This is a genomic window from Pseudomonas lactucae (genome assembly GCF_036688725.1).
GTDB classification, from domain to species: Bacteria; Pseudomonadota; Gammaproteobacteria; order Pseudomonadales; family Pseudomonadaceae; genus Aquipseudomonas; species Aquipseudomonas lactucae.
This window is the reverse complement of the sequence record NZ_JAQQPT010000028.1, coordinates 42,831-57,865: the sequence shown is the minus strand read 5'-3', so window position 1 is coordinate 57,865 and position 15,035 is coordinate 42,831. Positions and strand designations below refer to the sequence as shown.

Annotated in this window: 13 protein-coding genes and 1 pseudogene; 6 read left to right on the top strand and 8 right to left on the bottom strand. The window is 60.7% G+C overall.

Annotated elements, in window-relative coordinates:
• Positions 1-188: 188 nt before the first annotated feature.
• Genes V6M90_RS26495 through aroC form a run of 3 tightly spaced genes read right to left on the bottom strand, consistent with a single transcriptional unit; the run spans position 189 to position 2,978 of the window.
• Positions 189-719: an acireductone dioxygenase gene (locus tag V6M90_RS26495; RefSeq protein WP_141063667.1), complete on the bottom strand. Its 531-nt coding sequence runs from the start codon at positions 717-719 to the stop codon at positions 189-191.
• Complete coding sequence (locus tag V6M90_RS26490; protein WP_332847409.1) at positions 716-1,882, bottom strand: MFS transporter; 1,167 nt, start codon at positions 1,880-1,882, stop codon at positions 716-718. The genes V6M90_RS26495 and V6M90_RS26490 overlap by 4 nt, the downstream gene beginning before the upstream one ends.
• Before the next feature lie 4 nt (positions 1,883-1,886).
• Positions 1,887-2,978 carry a chorismate synthase gene (gene aroC / locus V6M90_RS26485; protein WP_003172947.1) on the bottom strand — a complete coding sequence of 364 codons (1,092 nt, stop codon included), beginning with the start codon at positions 2,976-2,978 and terminating at the stop codon, positions 1,887-1,889.
• Between the two features lie 143 nt (positions 2,979-3,121).
• On the opposite strand from aroC, the gene V6M90_RS26480 reads away from it, so the two are divergent.
• Both V6M90_RS26480 and V6M90_RS26475 read left to right on the top strand, forming a co-directional pair.
• Positions 3,122-4,084 (top strand): alpha/beta hydrolase, encoded by a 963-nt coding sequence (locus tag V6M90_RS26480; RefSeq protein ID WP_332847400.1) that lies wholly within the window; start codon positions 3,122-3,124, stop codon positions 4,082-4,084.
• Positions 4,085-4,183: 99 nt separating this feature from the next.
• Complete coding sequence (locus tag V6M90_RS26475) at positions 4,184-4,990, top strand: hypothetical protein (RefSeq protein ID WP_141063670.1); 807 nt, start codon at positions 4,184-4,186, stop codon at positions 4,988-4,990.
• Positions 4,991-5,048: 58 nt separating this feature from the next.
• Here the strand turns inward: V6M90_RS26475 and V6M90_RS26470 are convergent.
• Positions 5,049-5,180, bottom strand: a pseudogene (locus V6M90_RS26470) (NAD(P)H-quinone oxidoreductase); the annotation flags it as partial.
• Positions 5,181-5,318: 138 nt separating this feature from the next.
• Between V6M90_RS26470 and V6M90_RS26465 the strand changes: the two are divergent.
• Entirely contained in the window at positions 5,319-7,400 is a 2,082-nt protein-coding gene (locus V6M90_RS26465) for a carboxy terminal-processing peptidase (RefSeq protein WP_332847399.1), read from the top strand.
• 117 nt (positions 7,401-7,517) lie between these two features.
• Complete coding sequence (locus V6M90_RS26460; RefSeq protein WP_003172943.1) at positions 7,518-9,284, top strand: bifunctional diguanylate cyclase/phosphodiesterase; 1,767 nt, start codon at positions 7,518-7,520, stop codon at positions 9,282-9,284.
• Here the strand turns inward: V6M90_RS26460 and V6M90_RS26455 are convergent.
• The 4 genes from V6M90_RS26455 to V6M90_RS26440 all read right to left on the bottom strand — a co-directional run bounded on the left by V6M90_RS26455 (position 9,281) and on the right by V6M90_RS26440 (position 11,616).
• The gene (locus tag V6M90_RS26455; RefSeq protein WP_003172941.1) at positions 9,281-9,652 is read right to left on the bottom strand and encodes a hypothetical protein; all 372 of its coding nucleotides are present in this window, start codon (positions 9,650-9,652) and stop codon (positions 9,281-9,283) included. The genes V6M90_RS26460 and V6M90_RS26455 overlap by 4 nt on opposite strands.
• Positions 9,649-9,987 carry a helix-turn-helix domain-containing protein gene (locus V6M90_RS26450; protein WP_332847398.1) on the bottom strand — a complete coding sequence of 113 codons (339 nt, stop codon included), beginning with the start codon at positions 9,985-9,987 and terminating at the stop codon, positions 9,649-9,651. The genes V6M90_RS26455 and V6M90_RS26450 overlap by 4 nt, the downstream gene beginning before the upstream one ends.
• Positions 9,988-10,083: 96 nt before the next feature.
• Positions 10,084-10,539, bottom strand: a complete 456-nt coding sequence (locus tag V6M90_RS26445) for a YkvA family protein (RefSeq protein ID WP_078823893.1) — start codon at positions 10,537-10,539, stop codon at positions 10,084-10,086.
• Positions 10,540-10,884: 345 nt separating this feature from the next.
• Entirely contained in the window at positions 10,885-11,616 is a 732-nt protein-coding gene (locus V6M90_RS26440) for an FKBP-type peptidyl-prolyl cis-trans isomerase (protein WP_003172938.1), read from the bottom strand.
• A 258-nt stretch (positions 11,617-11,874) separates the two neighbouring features.
• Between V6M90_RS26440 and V6M90_RS26435 the strand changes: the two genes are divergently transcribed.
• Positions 11,875-13,683, top strand: coding sequence for a di-heme-cytochrome C peroxidase (locus V6M90_RS26435; RefSeq protein WP_332847397.1), 1,809 nt, complete (start codon positions 11,875-11,877; stop codon positions 13,681-13,683).
• Positions 13,680-14,846, top strand: coding sequence for a catalase family protein (locus V6M90_RS26430; RefSeq protein WP_003172936.1), 1,167 nt, complete (start codon positions 13,680-13,682; stop codon positions 14,844-14,846). Before V6M90_RS26435 ends, V6M90_RS26430 begins: the two co-directional genes overlap by 4 nt.
• Positions 14,847-15,035 lie beyond the last annotated feature (189 nt).

The following is a 15,035-nucleotide window of genomic DNA, read 5'->3' as shown; positions in this document are numbered from 1 at the left end:
GATGCCCTATCACCCTTCGGATTCCTCCTATTGACAGGTGATATAAACATTGAGAGCGCAGAGAGTTACATATCGAATGGAATCAGTGGGCAAGGCTCGTGATAAACAGCCAAGCCCTACATATGATTAGGCTTCTTCCCACAGCAACTTCAAACGTACAGGGGTTGAACACCCCCAATCCCTTGGGTTCAGTCGTCCAAACCAGGGAAGCGAGCGGCAATCGAATCGCCGGTCAACTCGGGCGCACAGCCGTCCACCGAATTGAAAAAACGCAATGCCACGAAGTGCGGGTTCTCGCCCCTATCAAACCAATGCGCCACCTCCGCCGGGATCACCAGCAGATCGTTTTTCTCACAGCGCACGGCATACACGTAGTCGCCGATATGCAGGCCGAACTGGCCCTGGCCCGCGATGAAAAAACGCACCTCATCCTCCTTGCAACGACGCTCGTGGAGACCCTGCGCGCGCAACTCGGCGTTTTGCGGATGGTCGTCGGTGACGCGCAGCACTTCTACGTGCGCGTAACCCAGGGCGTCGATCTGCGTCTGGTACGCCGCGATCAGCGCAGCGTCACTGGCGCCCTTCTCGACCGGCTCAGGCTGCCAACGCGCGAACCGCACGCCGTGATCGGCCAGGACAGCGGCGATGTCGTCAAAATGGGTCAGTACCTTGTTCGGAGTGTCCGGCGTAGCAACGGGGTAGACGGCGACATAACTCATTGAAGGGTTCCTTGGTTCTGCTCGTGCAATCGAAGGCCAATGATAACGGCTGCAGCGAAGGCGGCGAGGCTGGCAATACTAAAGGTGAAGGTCGGCCCCAGCAGATTCCAGCTGTAGCCGGAATACAGCGCGCCCAATGCCCCGCCGGTGCCGGCGAGGGCGGCGTAGAGCGCTTGGCCCTGGCCTTGCTGTTTAGCGCCAAAGCTGCGCTGTACAAAGGCAATCGCCGCCGCATGGAAGCTGCCGAACGTGGCGGCGTGCATCACCTGCGCCAGCAACAACACCCAGAAAAACTCGGCGAACGAGCCCAGCAGCAACCAGCGCAGCGCCGCCAACAGGAAGCTCGCCAGCAGTACCCGGCGTACCGAAAAGCGCGTGAGGATGCGGCTCATGCCCAGGAACATCAGCACTTCGGCCACCACCCCCAGGGCCCATAACAGGCCAATCACGCCACGGCTGTAGCCCAGGTGTTCGAGGTGCAGGGTGAGGAAGGTGTAATACGGCCCATGGCTCATTTGCATCAATGCCACACAGGCATAAAACGCCAATACGCCGGGGCTGCGCAGTTGCTTGAGGAAGCCGTCACCCGCCAGGCGATTGCCATGGGTAGCCGGTTGCGCGTTCGGCACCCACAGGCTGGCGCCGATGATACCGGCCATGATCACCAGGACCACCACCGGGTAGATGTCCAGGCTCAGCCAGTCGAACAGGCGCCCCATGATCACCACCGTCAGGATGAAACCGATGGAGCCCCACAGGCGGATCTGGCTGTAGCGCGAGGTTTGTTTTTGCAGGTGAGCCAGGGTGATCACTTCGAACTGCGGCAACACCGCGTGCCAGAAGAACGCATGCAGGGCCATCACCAGGGCCAACCAGGCGTAGGTCTGGCTGACGAAGATCAGCGAAAAACTGACCAGGGTACACACCGCGCCAAACCGCACGATGGCCAACCGCCGGCCGGTGTAGTCGCCCAGCCAGCCCCACAGGTTGGGCGCCACGCAGCGCATCAGCATGGGGATGGCCACCAGCTCGCCGATGCGCGCGCTGGAGAACCCCAGGTGATCGAAGTACAGCGCGAGGAACGGCGCAGTCGCCCCCAGCAGGGCGAAGTAGAAGAGGTAGAAGCTGGAGAGGCGCCAATAAGGAAGGGCTGTCACAACCAGCCCGTCACAGCTGGCCCAGCACCGGCGTACTCACACGCACATCCGCATTTTGCCCGCGATTACGCAGCAGGTGGTCCATCAATACGATGGCCATCATCGCCTCGGCGATCGGCGTGGCACGGATGCCCACGCATGGGTCATGACGGCCCTTGGTGATCACGTCCACCGGGTTGCCGTGTACATCGATCGAACGGCCGGGAGTGGTGATGCTCGACGTGGCCTTGAGCGCCAGGTGCGCAACGATCGGCTGGCCGGAGGAGATACCACCGAGGATGCCGCCGGCATTGTTGCTGAGGAAACCTTGCGGGGTCAGCTCATCGCGATGCTCGGTGCCGCGTTGGGAGACGCAGGCAAAACCTGCGCCGATTTCCACGCCCTTGACGGCGTTGATGCTCATCAGCGCGTGGGCCAGTTCGGCGTCGAGGCGGTCGAAGATCGGTTCGCCCAGGCCGGGTTTTACCCCCTCGGCCACCACGGTAATCCTGGCCCCGACCGAGTCCTGATCGCGGCGCAGTTGGTCCATGTAGGCTTCCAGTTCCGGCACTTTGTCCGGGTCCGGGCTGAAGAAAGCGTTGTCATCGACGCTGTCCCAGGTCTTGAACGGAATTTCAATCGGGCCCAGCTGGCTCATGTAGCCACGGATCACGATGCCCTGGGTGGCCAGGTATTTCTTGGCGATGGCGCCAGCGGCCACGCGCATGGCGGTTTCGCGGGCCGAACTGCGGCCACCGCCACGGTAGTCGCGTTCGCCGTATTTGTGGTGGTAGGTATAGTCGGCGTGGGCCGGGCGGAACAGGTCCTTGATCGCCGAGTAGTCCTTGGACTTCTGGTCGGTGTTGCGGATCAGCAGGCCGATGGCGCAGCCGGTGGTGCGGCCTTCGAACACGCCGGAGAGGATCTCGACTTCGTCCGGCTCCTGGCGTTGGGTGGTGTGGCGGCTGGTGCCGGGCTTGCGGCGGTCGAGGTCACGCTGCAGGTCTTCCAGGGATAGCTCGAGCCCGGGCGGGCAGCCGTCGACAATGGCGACCAACGCCGCGCCATGGCTTTCGCCCGCGGTGGTGACAGTGAACAACTTGCCGAAGGTATTGCCGGACATGCGGGGCGCTCCGTGAAATCAGTTGAATCAAGTCAACCGTAATAACTTAAGGCGGCCAGTATACGCAGGCTAACCGACTAGTTCATCCTCGAAACCTTACCGGTGGACGCGGGTCCAACCGGCACCTCCTCGATAATGGCGCAATGATGCTGCGAGTCTTACTGTTCACCCTCACCCTGTTTGTCGGCGTGGCCCAGGCCGCCGCCCCTGTCGTACTGCAACGCCCCATCAGCCTGAATACCAGCAGCGGCGAGTTGTTCGGCTCGTTGCTGTTGCCCCAGTCCGACAAACCGGTGCCGGTGGTGCTGATCATCGCCGGTTCCGGCCCCACCGACCGTAACGGCAACAGCGCCGACGGCGCGCGCAATGACAGCCTCAAGCGCCTGGCCTGGGTGCTGGCGCGGCATAACATCGCCAGCGTGCGGTATGACAAGCGCGGTGTGGCCGCCAGCCTCGCCGCCACCCCCGATGAGCGCAACCTGACCCTCGACGCCTACGTGGCCGATGCCGTGGCCTGGGGCCAATTGCTCAAGGCCGACAAACGCATGGGCCCGCTGATTGTGCTCGGCCATAGCGAAGGTGCGCTGGTCGCGGCCCTGGCCGCACCGCAACTCGACCCGGCCGGCGTCATTTCCCTGTCCGGCAGCGCCCGGCCGGTGGATCAGGTGATCCGTCAGCAACTGGCCAATCACCTGCCCCCTGCCCTGCTGTTGCGCAGCAATGAAATCCTCGATCACCTCAAGGCCGGCCAGGTGGATACCGATGTGCCAGGCCCGCTGGAAGGCATTTTCCGGCCCAGCGTGCAGCCTTACCTGATCAGCCTGTTTCGCGCCGACCCTTCGGCGGCCTTTGCCAGACTGCGCATGCCTGCGTTGATCGTTCAGGGCACTCACGATATCCAGGTGGGTGTCGGCGATGCCCGGCAGCTGAAGCAGGCCAAGCCCGACGCACAATTGACGGTGATTGAAGGCATGAACCATGTGATGCGCATCGTGCCCAATGACGTGAAACAGCAACTGGCCTCCTACAACGACCCGAAGTTGCCCCTCGCTGCGGAGTTGGGCGAGCGTGTGGTGCGCTTTATCCAGGGGCTTGACTCCCATTAAGCGGCAATTGGCCTCCAGTCCTGGCAAAAACGGCCGATAAGCCCTGGGTCGACAGTAAAAAGACTGTCGACTCGCAGGGCCTGGACAGGAACACGTCGCATGACAACCACTGAAGCTACACCCGAACCGACCGCCGACACACCGGCTGGAAACACCGAGACCGTCGACACGGCGCCGCTGCCGTGGGCGGACGTTCAGGCCGAGCATTTCAAAATGCTGCGCCTGGCGCCCCTGGTCACCGACCGCGCCACCGGTGTGCGGCCTTTGCGCTTCGTGCAGTTCGGCTATGCCGAGCGCCATGACCAGCACCACAGCCTGTTGCGCATGGTCATTCAGCTGCCGGCCCAACGGGTGCGGCGCGAGCAGAACCATCTGGATATCTGGGTTGATCACGACACCCATCGCGTGCACTTCGGGCCAGGCAACAGCCTGGAAATCGAGCCGGCCAACCGGGGTATCGGGCGCTTCCTCGTGGCCCAAGGCGCCGCCTGGGCGAAAAAGAAGTGGTCGCACTACCGCGTCGACGGCGTCGACCTGTCCAACAAGGACGCGCTCAACGAGGCCACGCGCCTGCGCCGTGATCACTTTCTGCGAATCCAGGGCTTTGATGTGGCCTACGCCGATGTGCAGCATTTGAAAGGCAACGTGCAGCCGGGCAAGGTCGGCAGCGTGCTGGACAGCTGGAACACCGAGAAGGTGCAGTTCGTGGAGATCCTTGAAGCGGCGCAGATGCTGCAACAGGCCGAGCACAAGCTGCTGGAGCATGAGGTCAAGCTGCGCAAGGAAGAGGAAAAAGTCACCAAGTTCAAACGTGAGGACAGCGGGTTGCGCTTTACCATCACCTGCCTGGTGGCATTTACGGTGTTTCAGGCGGGGCTGTTGATCTGGATTGCCACTCATCGCTGACACGCTCAAATGCAACCAACTGCAGGATCAGGCCAGGCTTTCGTCAATCACCAGCAGCCGTTTCCTGTAATAAATCGGTGCGATTGAGGCCCGCAGCCGCCACGCGAATGCGAACTTGGCCTACGTCACATGTAGGACTTGGTTGTTCCAACCACTCCACATGACCTTCAACGCCTTGCAATGCTTTCACAGTGCCTCCATAGTGACTCTGGACTGAGCCCGGCGCTGTAGCGTCGGGCTTTTTGCATTATGCGACCGGCCCCTATGGAACCGGCAACTTCAAAGACGGCCTAATATGCGTTATCAATTGCCCCCACGTCGAATCAGCATGAAGCATCTGTTCCCCAGCACCGCCCTCGCTCTTTTCATTGGTCTCGGCTTCGCGTCGATGTCGACCAATACGTTCGCAGCCAACAGCTGGGACAATCTTCAGCCCGACCGCGACGAGGTGATTGCCAGCCTTAACGTGGTCGAGTTGCTCAAGCGTCATCACTACAGCAAACCGCCGCTGGACGATGCGCGCTCGGTGATCATCTATGACAGCTATATCAAGCTGCTGGACCCATCGCGCAGCTACTTCCTGGCCAGCGACATCGCTGAGTTCGACAAGTGGAAGACGCAGTTCGACGACTTCCTCAAGAGCGGCGACCTGCAGCCCGGCTTCACCATCTACAAGCGTTACCTGGACCGCGTCAAAGCGCGTCTGGACTTCGCCCTGGGTGAGTTGAACAAAGGCGTCGACAAGCTCGACTTCACCCAGAAGGAAACCCTTCTGGTGGACCGCAAGGACGCCCCCTGGCTGACCAGCACCGCCGCCCTCGACGACCTGTGGCGCAAACGCGTCAAGGACGAAGTGCTGCGCTTGAAGATCGCCGGCAAAGAGCCCAAGGCCATCCAGGAACTGTTGACCAAGCGCTACAAGAATCAACTGGCGCGTCTGGACCAGACCCGTGCCGAAGATATCTTCCAGGCCTACATCAACACCTTCGCGATGTCCTACGACCCGCACACCAATTATCTGTCGCCGGATAATGCAGAGAATTTTGATATCAACATGAGTCTGTCGCTGGAAGGCATCGGTGCCGTCCTGCAAAGCGACAATGACCAGGTCAAGATCGTGCGTCTGGTGCCGGCAGGTCCGGCCGACAAGACCAAGCAGGTCGCCCCGTCGGACAAGATCATCGGTGTGGCCCAGGCCGACAAGGAGATGGTCGATGTAGTCGGCTGGCGCCTGGACGAAGTGGTCAAGTTGATCCGTGGCCCGAAAGGCAGCGTCGTGCGCCTGGAAGTGATCCCGCACACCAATGCGCCGAACGACCAGACCAGCAAGATCGTGTCCATCACCCGTGAAGCGGTGAAACTCGAAGACCAGGCCGTGCAGAAGAAAGTCCTCAACCTCAAGCAGGATGGCAAGGACTACAAGCTGGGCGTGATTGAAATCCCGGCCTTCTACCTCGACTTCAAGGCGTTCCGTGCCGGTGACCCGGACTACAAGTCCACCACCCGCGACGTGAAGAAAATCCTCACGGAACTGCAGAAGGAAAAAGTCGACGGCGTGGTCATCGACCTGCGCAACAACGGCGGCGGTTCCCTGCAGGAAGCCACCGAGTTGACCAGCCTGTTCATCGACAAGGGCCCGACCGTGTTGGTACGCAACGCGGACGGCCGTGTCGATGTGCTCGAAGACGAAAACCCGGGGGCCTTCTACAAAGGGCCGATGGCGTTGCTGGTCAACCGTCTCTCGGCCTCGGCTTCGGAGATTTTCGCCGGCGCCATGCAGGACTATCACCGTGCACTGATCATCGGTGGCCAGACCTTCGGCAAAGGCACCGTGCAAACCATTCAGCCGCTCAATCATGGCGAACTCAAGCTGACGCTGGCCAAGTTCTACCGGGTTTCCGGGCAGAGCACCCAGCATCAGGGCGTACTGCCGGATATCGATTTCCCGTCGGTCATCGACACCAAGGAAATCGGCGAAAGCGCCTTGCCCGAAGCCATGCCATGGGACACCATCCGCCCTGCAATCAAGCCTGCATCGGACCCGTTCAAGCCGTTCCTGGCGCAGTTGAAGGCTGACCACGATGCTCGCTCCGCCAAGGATGCCGAGTTCGTGTTTATCCGCGACAAGCTGGCCCTGGCCAAGAAGCTGATGGAAGAAAAAACCGTCAGCCTCAACGAAGTCGACCGTCGTGCACAGCACACCGACATCGAAAACAAGCAACTGGTGCTGGAAAACATCCGCCGCAAGGCCAAGGGTGAAGATCCACTCAAGGAGCTGAAGAAAGAAGACGAAGACGCGTTGCCGACCGAGGCGGATAAAACCAAACCGGAAGACGATGCCTACCTGGCCGAGACAGGCCGGGTGCTGCTGGACTACCTGAAGATCACCAAGCAGGTGGCTAAGCAGTAAATGATGGCAATTTAATGTGAACGCTCGTCGGAGTGTCATCATATAGACATCATTCTGTCGTGAAATGAAGGACCGCAGGCTCATCGCCTGCGGTCCTTTTTTTCGATCGAGATCACCATGACCATGACCGAACAGCTGAATGCACTGGGCTCTATCCTGGCTCAAAGCAGTTTGCACAGCCTGTTCCAACCGATCATCTGCCTGTCCGAACGACGCATCCTCGGCTACGAAGCCCTCAGCCGTGGCCCGTCCAACAGCCCGCTGCACTCCCCCGTCGCCCTGTTCGCCGTGGCCCGCCACGCCGGGCGCCTCAGCGAACTGGAAATGGCCTGCCGCGAAAGCGCCTGCCGACGCTTCAGCGAGAAGAAGCTGCCGGGCAAACTGTTCCTGAATGTCTCGCCGGAGTCCTTGCTGGAAACGGCGCACCAGCCGGGACGCACCCTGCAACTGCTGCGCGACCTCGGCATCCCGCCCAGCCAGGTGGTGATCGAACTCACCGAGCAAACCCCCACCGACGATTTCGACCTGCTGCAAACCGCCCTGCACCATTACCGCAACATGGGCTTCTCGATTGCGCTGGATGATTTAGGCGCCGGCTATTCGAGCCTGCGCTTGTGGTCGGAACTGCGCCCGGACTACGTGAAGATCGACCGGCACTTCATCGACGGCATTCATCAGGACGCACTCAAGCGCGAATTCGTCGGTTCGATCCTGCAAATCGCCCGAGCGTCCCGCGCCCAAGTGATTGCCGAGGGCATCGAACTGCCGGAAGAGCTGGCAGTGTTGACCGAAATGGGTGTGGACCTGGTGCAGGGCTACCTGCTCTGTCGTCCGCAGGAGCATCCACCGAACGAAGCGCGATTGATGCTGCCCAAGCCTGACCAGCATGCGGTGACACTCAACGACGAAGGCAGCGACCTCAGCGCCCTGCTCAACGAACAACCGGCGGTAGACCAGGACACCGCCACCGCCCAGGTGCTGGAGGCGTTCCGGCGCCAGGCCAACCTCAACTCCCTGGCGGTCCTGGATGAACGCGGTCACCCGGTAGGCATTGTGCACCGGCATTCGCTGTCCGACGCGCTGCTCAAACCGTTCGCCACCGACCTGTTTGCACGCAAGCCCATCAGCCGCTTGATGAGCGCGGACTTTCTGGCGGTGGAACTGGGCCAGTCGCTGCAGCAAGTCAGCCGCTTGCTCACCAGCCGTGCCCGCCAGCGTATCGAAGAAGACTTCATCATCACGCTCAATGGCGACTATCTGGGCCTGGGCCGGGTAATCGATGTGCTCAAGCTAATCACCGAGCTGAAGATTCAACAGGCGCGCTACGCAAACCCCCTGACCCTGCTGCCCGGCAATGTGCCGATCCAGCAATGCCTCACGCGGCTGTTGCAGCAACAGCGCGAGTCGGTGATCTGCTACGTGGATATCGACAGCTTCAAGCCGTTCAACGATATCTACGGTTATGGGCGTGGGGATGAAGTGTTGCTGTGCCTGGCGCAATGCCTGAACGACCGGGTCGACCCCAGCCGCGACTTTGTCGGGCATATCGGCGGGGATGACTTTCTACTGGTGCTCGGCCCGCAGGACTGGCGCAAGCGACTCAACCAATTGCTGGATGACTTCCATACCCAATGCCGACGTTTCTACCGCGCCGAGCACGTGGATGCCGGCTGCTTCGTCGCATTGAACCGCCAGGGCGTGCGACAGGAATTCGCGCTGCTGTCGTTGTCGATCGGGGTGGTGCATTTATATCCACAGGCCTGTGGACAACTCGATGCCAGCCAGTTGGCGGAACTGGCGTCGCAGGCCAAGCATCATGCAAAGAATGTAACCGGCTACAGCATCCATGTGATCGACAGCATGGACAGCCTGCCCGTGGTTTAAACTTCGGCGGACTCCGGGTATTCGTACTCGAACACCCGCACCACTTCCGAGGCGTGCCAGGAAGCGGCGGCCACGCCATCGGACGGCCCACTGAAACGCCCCAGACGCTCCACGCACTCGAAGAAACCGGTACGCGGCAGGCGACTGGCGCCCTGGCTGATCACCAGCGAGCTGCGCAACGGCTGCTCGGCCTTGGCGTCCAGCGCCGCCAAATGCTCAAGGGCGGCCGCCAGGGTCTGCATGGCCGGCGTCGGAAACTGCAAGCGCTCCAACAGCGCGCGATACGTCAGCAGATGACGCTGGCGGCGCGCCTGGTCCAGTTCGTTAAGTAACCCATCCCAGTGTTGCCGACTGATACGTAGGCTCAAGATTCATCCCTCCAACCTGCAACGCCTAATTCCCAGGCCAGGCTGCGGCGTATCGCGGCATCCGGCTGACGCTCACCCGTTTCGATCAATCCAAGATACGAGGGGCTGATGCCCACGGTACGGGCCAGGGTTTCAATGGCCAGGCCCTTGGCTTCACGCAAGCCGCGCAGGTCCGCCAGCGGGCGCAGGGCCGGGGCAGGTGCGGCTTGAACAGTAGGAGAAGGAACTTGCGTAGGCTGTTGCTGACCGGCGGCTTTTAACAGCGCCTGGTACTGATCCCATGGCAACACCGCGTACTCGGGTTCGCCATTGCGTGAAATTATCTGAATATCCATGACCGCCCCGTAGGATAACAACTCTTACTAAGTAAGCTCTTTCCGTAGGAGTGTAATCCTAACAGCCACAAAGGGCGCAGGGGGATAGGCGCATCGTCAGTTTTTTTGCGGGTTTTCCCTGGCTAACAGAGCGGGCGTCGCCGGCAGGCGCTCAACCACCGCGAGCTTTTCCGGGCGCTGCGCATCACGCCAGGCACGGAAAGCGCTCAATTCGCCCTCCAGGGTCTTCATGAGCCATGCCAGTACAGCGATGTCATCGAACATACCGAACATGGGGATAATGTCCGGGATCGCATCAATCGGGCTCAAAAAGTACATCAACCCTGCCACCACCGAGATCAACGCCTTAGGGCTGATCGCGCGGTACTCGCCGCGCCAGTACGCCAGGCACAGGGCCTGCAGCAGTTTGAGATCATCCTTGAGCTTACCCAGACGGTTGCCCTGGCTGGAACCTTTGGCGGCAACGGCGAACAGCAAGGTCGGCAAACGCCCACGGCCGAGCAAGCGCGCGGCCATGGGCAGGAAACGGGTGAAATTGAAGGGTGGTTTCATCTGTCACTCCAGTTCCATCAAACAGAAAGGTTATCCACACAAATTGTGGATAACCTTGTGAACAGAGCCTGTTTTACCGCCTGAAAGCCACGGAATACAAGGCTTGCAGTCAGATCGGGCGTTTTTTGCGCACATGAAAAAAACCCAAGTTTTCATTGACTTGGCGCTTGCGTATGGCTACCCGTGCTCGAGTCTTATATCAGACTGTAGCCCGCCAGGGACGTTCGTTCGGATTTGCAGCAGCGTCAATGTGGGAGAGGCTTGATCCCTTCTACATTAGATCGGTGCAAGCCACAGAAACAACAACGCCCCGTCGAGACGGGGCGTTGTGTGTTCAGCTGCCGATTACTTCTTGGCGGCAGGTGCTGCAGGTGCGTCAGCCTTGGCTGGATCCTTGATGGCCAGCAGTTCCAGGTCGAATACCAGCACGGAGTTGGCTGGAATCGCCGGGCTCGGGCTCTGGGCACCGTAGGCCAGGTCGGACGGGATGTACAGTTCGACCTTCTCACCCACGTGCATCAGTTGCAGGCCTTCGACCCAACCCGGGATCACGCCGCTGACCGGCAGGTCAATCGGGCTGCCGCGGTCCACGGAGCTGTCAAAGGTGGTGCCGTTGGTGAGCTTGCCGGTGTAGTGAACCGTCACCACGTCAGTCGGCTTAGGCTGTGCGCCGTCGGCCTTCTTGATGATCTTGTACTGCAGACCGGAAGCGGTGGTGACAACGCCGTCTTTCTTGGCGTTGTCTTCGAGGAATTTCTTGCCGGCGGCTGCCGACTCTTCGCTCATCTTGGTCATGCGTTCTTCAGCACGTTTTTGCAGTGCGGCAAACGCCTCGACCAATTCGTCGTCTTTGAGCTTCTGCTCTTTTTTGCCGACGGCATCTTCGATGCCCTGGGCTACTGCTTTGGAATCCAGGTCATCCATGCCTTCCTGGGCAAGGCTTTTGCCCATGTTCAGGCCGATACCGTAGGAAGCTTTCTGCGCCGGGGTTTTCAGCTCTACGCTGGTCTGCGAATCACAACCCGCAAGTACCAGGCTAACCAGGGCCACCGCCGCCGCCAACCGATGCTGTTTCATGCTATTTCCTTGTTCATGCGCCAAAAGGGCATTCGAATAAAGTCGCGAGCTTATCAGGCGGCCACGACCAATGGCTACCGGCATGTGAGCAGGAAACTTCTGATAAGTTCACGTGTTTAAAAGCATTTTCATTGATCATGGGGGCCCACGAAGGATCGTGGGATCGCCTGGTACCGAGCTCATGGCCACTTGCCGCATGTGTGGCGTAGTGGCATAACAACACGACTCCTCGACAAGACCGAGACAAGGATAGCCATCTTGCGCATTGTTTACCGCGTTTTACTCCTGATACTCGCCGCTCTGGGCCTGATCCTGGCCGTGGTGCTCTATTACACCGTCAACCCCAAGCTGCCGGACTATGTGCCCGTTGAGCAGGTGCATTACCAGGATCAATGGAGTGCCGCCGACCGCCAGACTTATTACTTCACGCCCCAGGGTACTCAGGTAAAAGGCTTGCACTACGACTGGTTCACCGCCCTGGAACTGCCGTTTTCCGAGCAACGCTTTGCCACGCCTGCGTACCTGGCGCGCTTCGGTTTTCTGGTCGATCCCAAGCAGGTGCCCACCGCGCAAAACCCCGGCAACCTGCCGGTCGGTTTCGCCCGGCACAAAAACGCCGACAGCAACGTTGAATACCTGGATATCACCTGCGCCGCCTGCCACACCGGCGAGTTGCATTTCAAAGGCCAGGCGCTGCGTATCGACGGCGGTTCAGCCCAACATGTACTGCCTTCCAGCGTACCCACCTTGCGCGGCGGCAGTTTCGGCCAGGCCCTCGTCGCCAGCCTTGCCGCCACCTATTACAACCCGTGGAAGTTCGAGCGTTTCGCCCGCCAGGTACTGGGTGATCGCTACGACACCGAGCACAGCCAGTTGCGCCAGGATTTCAAGCGCTCGCTCGACAAATTCCTCAAGGTCGCCTGGAACGACACCCATCGCGGCCTCTACCCCACCGAAGAAGGTCCGGGCCGTACCGACGCCTTTGGCCGCATCGCCAACGCCAGCTTTGGCGACGCCATTACCCCGGACAATTATCGCGTCGCCAATGCACCGGTGGACTACCCGCAACTGTGGGATATCTGGACCTTCGATTGGGTGCAATGGAACGGCTCGGCCCAGCAGCCGATGGCGCGCAATATCGGCGAAGCCCTTGGCGTCGGCGCGACCCTGACGTTCTTCGACGATGCCGGCCAGCCGCTCCAGGGCGATTCCCGCTACCCGTCCAGCGTGCGGGTGCGCGACCTCAACCTCATCGAAGAAACCCTGCAACGCCTCAAACCACCCACCTGGCCCGAGGAGCTGTTCGGCGCCATCGACAAACCCCTCGCCGCCCAAGGCCGGGCACTGTTTGCCGAGAACTGCGCCGGCTGCCACGTGCCCACCGTCAGCCAGGAAGGCGGCCGCCCGGTGCAACACCTGAAAATGCTGCCCGTGGACTACATCGGCACCGACCCGAACACTGCCAGTAATATCGCCGACCAACGCTACGACCTCAGCAGCCTGCGATGGGACCCCGTGGAACTGACCAGGCTCAACGTCCAGTTGCATCCCACGCCTACCGAGCCCCTGGACCTGAAAAAAATGTCCGTGGCCAAAGGCCTGGCCTACGTGACCGCCTTCGTCGAAGACCACGCCTACCGCGCCGCCGGTGTGACCCCGACCGAGCGCCCCCGCCTGGATGGCTATGGCCTGCCCATCGGCGTGCGCGAGTTGCGTGCCTACAAGGCCCGCCCACTGGCGGGCGTATGGGCCACCCCGCCGTTCCTGCATAACGGTTCGGTGCCAACGATCTACCAGTTGCTCTCACCCCAGGACGAGCGCAGCGTCACCTTTTATAAAGGCACCTTCAACTACGACCCGCGCCATTTGGGTTTTGAGACCGATGCCTTCAAGAACGCCTTCCTGTTCGATACCAAAATCACCGGCAACCACAACAGCGGTCACGAATTCCGCGCCGGTGAGCGTGGCAATGGCGTGATCGGGCGTGGCCTGCTGCCGCAGGAACGCTGGGCGCTGCTGGAATACCTCAAAGTGCTGGGCGGCCCGCTGGAGCAACAACTGCCATGATTATCCGATCTCAATACAACCAACGCTCCCTGCTCGCACGCCTGTGGCTGCGCCTCGGCGCGTTTCTCGGCAAGACGCTGCTGTGGCTGGTGGGCCTGGGCCTGCTCGGCTGGCTGACGGCCACCGCCTGGTACGCCTGGCAACACAGCGGGCCGGTATCGCCGAATGAACAGATCCCGACGGGTGAAGCGACGATGACCCAGGGCATCATTCAGACCGCGGTGCGCATCGTCGACCAGCACCGTGAAGGCACGCGCTACCTGCGCGATGCGCACGCCAAGGCGCATGGTTGCGTGAAGGCCGAAGTCAGTGTGCTGGCCGACCTTGACCCGGCGCTGCGACAGGGCGTATTCGCCACGCCGGGTAAAACCTGGCAAGCGATGATGCGCTTGTCCAACGGCAACGCTTATCCGCAATTCGACAGCATCCGCGACGCCCGCGGCATGGCGATCAAGCTGCTGGATGTCCCGGGCAAACAGTTGCTGGCCGACCAGCAAGCGCGTGCCGAACAGGACTTCGTGATGTTCAGCCACCCGAACTTCTTTGTCAGCGATGTGGCCGAGTACGCGCAGAACATCGGCGCCCAGGCGGATGGCAAGAAGGTGTTGGCGTTCTTCCCCAGGCTCGACCCACGCAGTTGGCAAGTGCGCCACTTGTTTATCGCCCTGGCGACGCTGGCACCCGCCCCGGCCAGCCCGACGCAGACGACATACTTTTCGGTCTCGCCCTACAAGTTCGGTACGGCCAACGCCAAGTTTCGCGTGGCGCCCGACCCGCAAAACTGCCCGGAGTACGTGCTGCCCAAACAGAACCAGGACCTGCCGAACTTTCTGCGCAGCGCCCTGAGCCAGCAGCTTTCCACCGACCGCGTGCCGGCGTGTTTCGTGTTGCAGATCCAGCGGCAGAACCCGCAAAAATTCATGCCGATCGAAGACACCAGCATCGAATGGAAGGAAAGCGATGCGCCGTATGAAACCGTCGCCAGGGTGCGGATTCCTGCCCAGGACTTCGACACCCCGGCGTTGAACCTGGCGTGCGACAACCAGTCATTCAACCCCTGGTTTGGCCTGGAGGAACACCGCCCCATCGGCGGTATCAACCGTTTGCGCAAGGCCGTGTACGAAGCGGTCAGCGACTACCGACACAGCCGCAACGCACCGTAGAGAAATAAAAATCGCAGACGAAAAAAAGCCCGCTCAATGAGCGGGCTTCTTGTGGCGACCTGACGTTCAGCGTTCCAGGTAACCGAATATGGCGCAGCGGACGGGATCATAACTCACCTCCCAAGTCTTTGAAATTTTCAGCTTTTCATGACGTTGCGTTTCTATGATGGACTCAATTGTGTACTCAAT

Bases quoted from the DNA above. Each gene is read 5' to 3' on its own strand.
- V6M90_RS26440 (WP_003172938.1), bottom strand. From the start codon at position 11,616: ATGAAACAGCATCGGTTGGCGGCGGCGGTGGCCCTGGTTAGCCTGGTA.
- V6M90_RS26430 (WP_003172936.1), top strand. From the start codon at position 13,680: ATGATTATCCGATCTCAATACAACCAACGCTCCCTGCTCGCACGCCTG.
- V6M90_RS26495 (WP_141063667.1), bottom strand. From the start codon at position 719: ATGAGTTATGTCGCCGTCTACCCCGTTGCTACGCCGGACACTCCGAAC.
- V6M90_RS26480 (WP_332847400.1), top strand. From the start codon at position 3,122: ATGATGCTGCGAGTCTTACTGTTCACCCTCACCCTGTTTGTCGGCGTG.
- aroC (WP_003172947.1), bottom strand. From the start codon at position 2,978: ATGTCCGGCAATACCTTCGGCAAGTTGTTCACTGTCACCACCGCGGGC.
- V6M90_RS26475 (WP_141063670.1), top strand. From the start codon at position 4,184: ATGACAACCACTGAAGCTACACCCGAACCGACCGCCGACACACCGGCT.
- V6M90_RS26460 (WP_003172943.1), top strand. From the start codon at position 7,518: ATGACCATGACCGAACAGCTGAATGCACTGGGCTCTATCCTGGCTCAA.
- V6M90_RS26465 (WP_332847399.1), top strand. From the start codon at position 5,319: ATGAAGCATCTGTTCCCCAGCACCGCCCTCGCTCTTTTCATTGGTCTC.
- V6M90_RS26445 (WP_078823893.1), bottom strand. From the start codon at position 10,539: ATGAAACCACCCTTCAATTTCACCCGTTTCCTGCCCATGGCCGCGCGC.
- V6M90_RS26450 (WP_332847398.1), bottom strand. From the start codon at position 9,987: ATGGATATTCAGATAATTTCACGCAATGGCGAACCCGAGTACGCGGTG.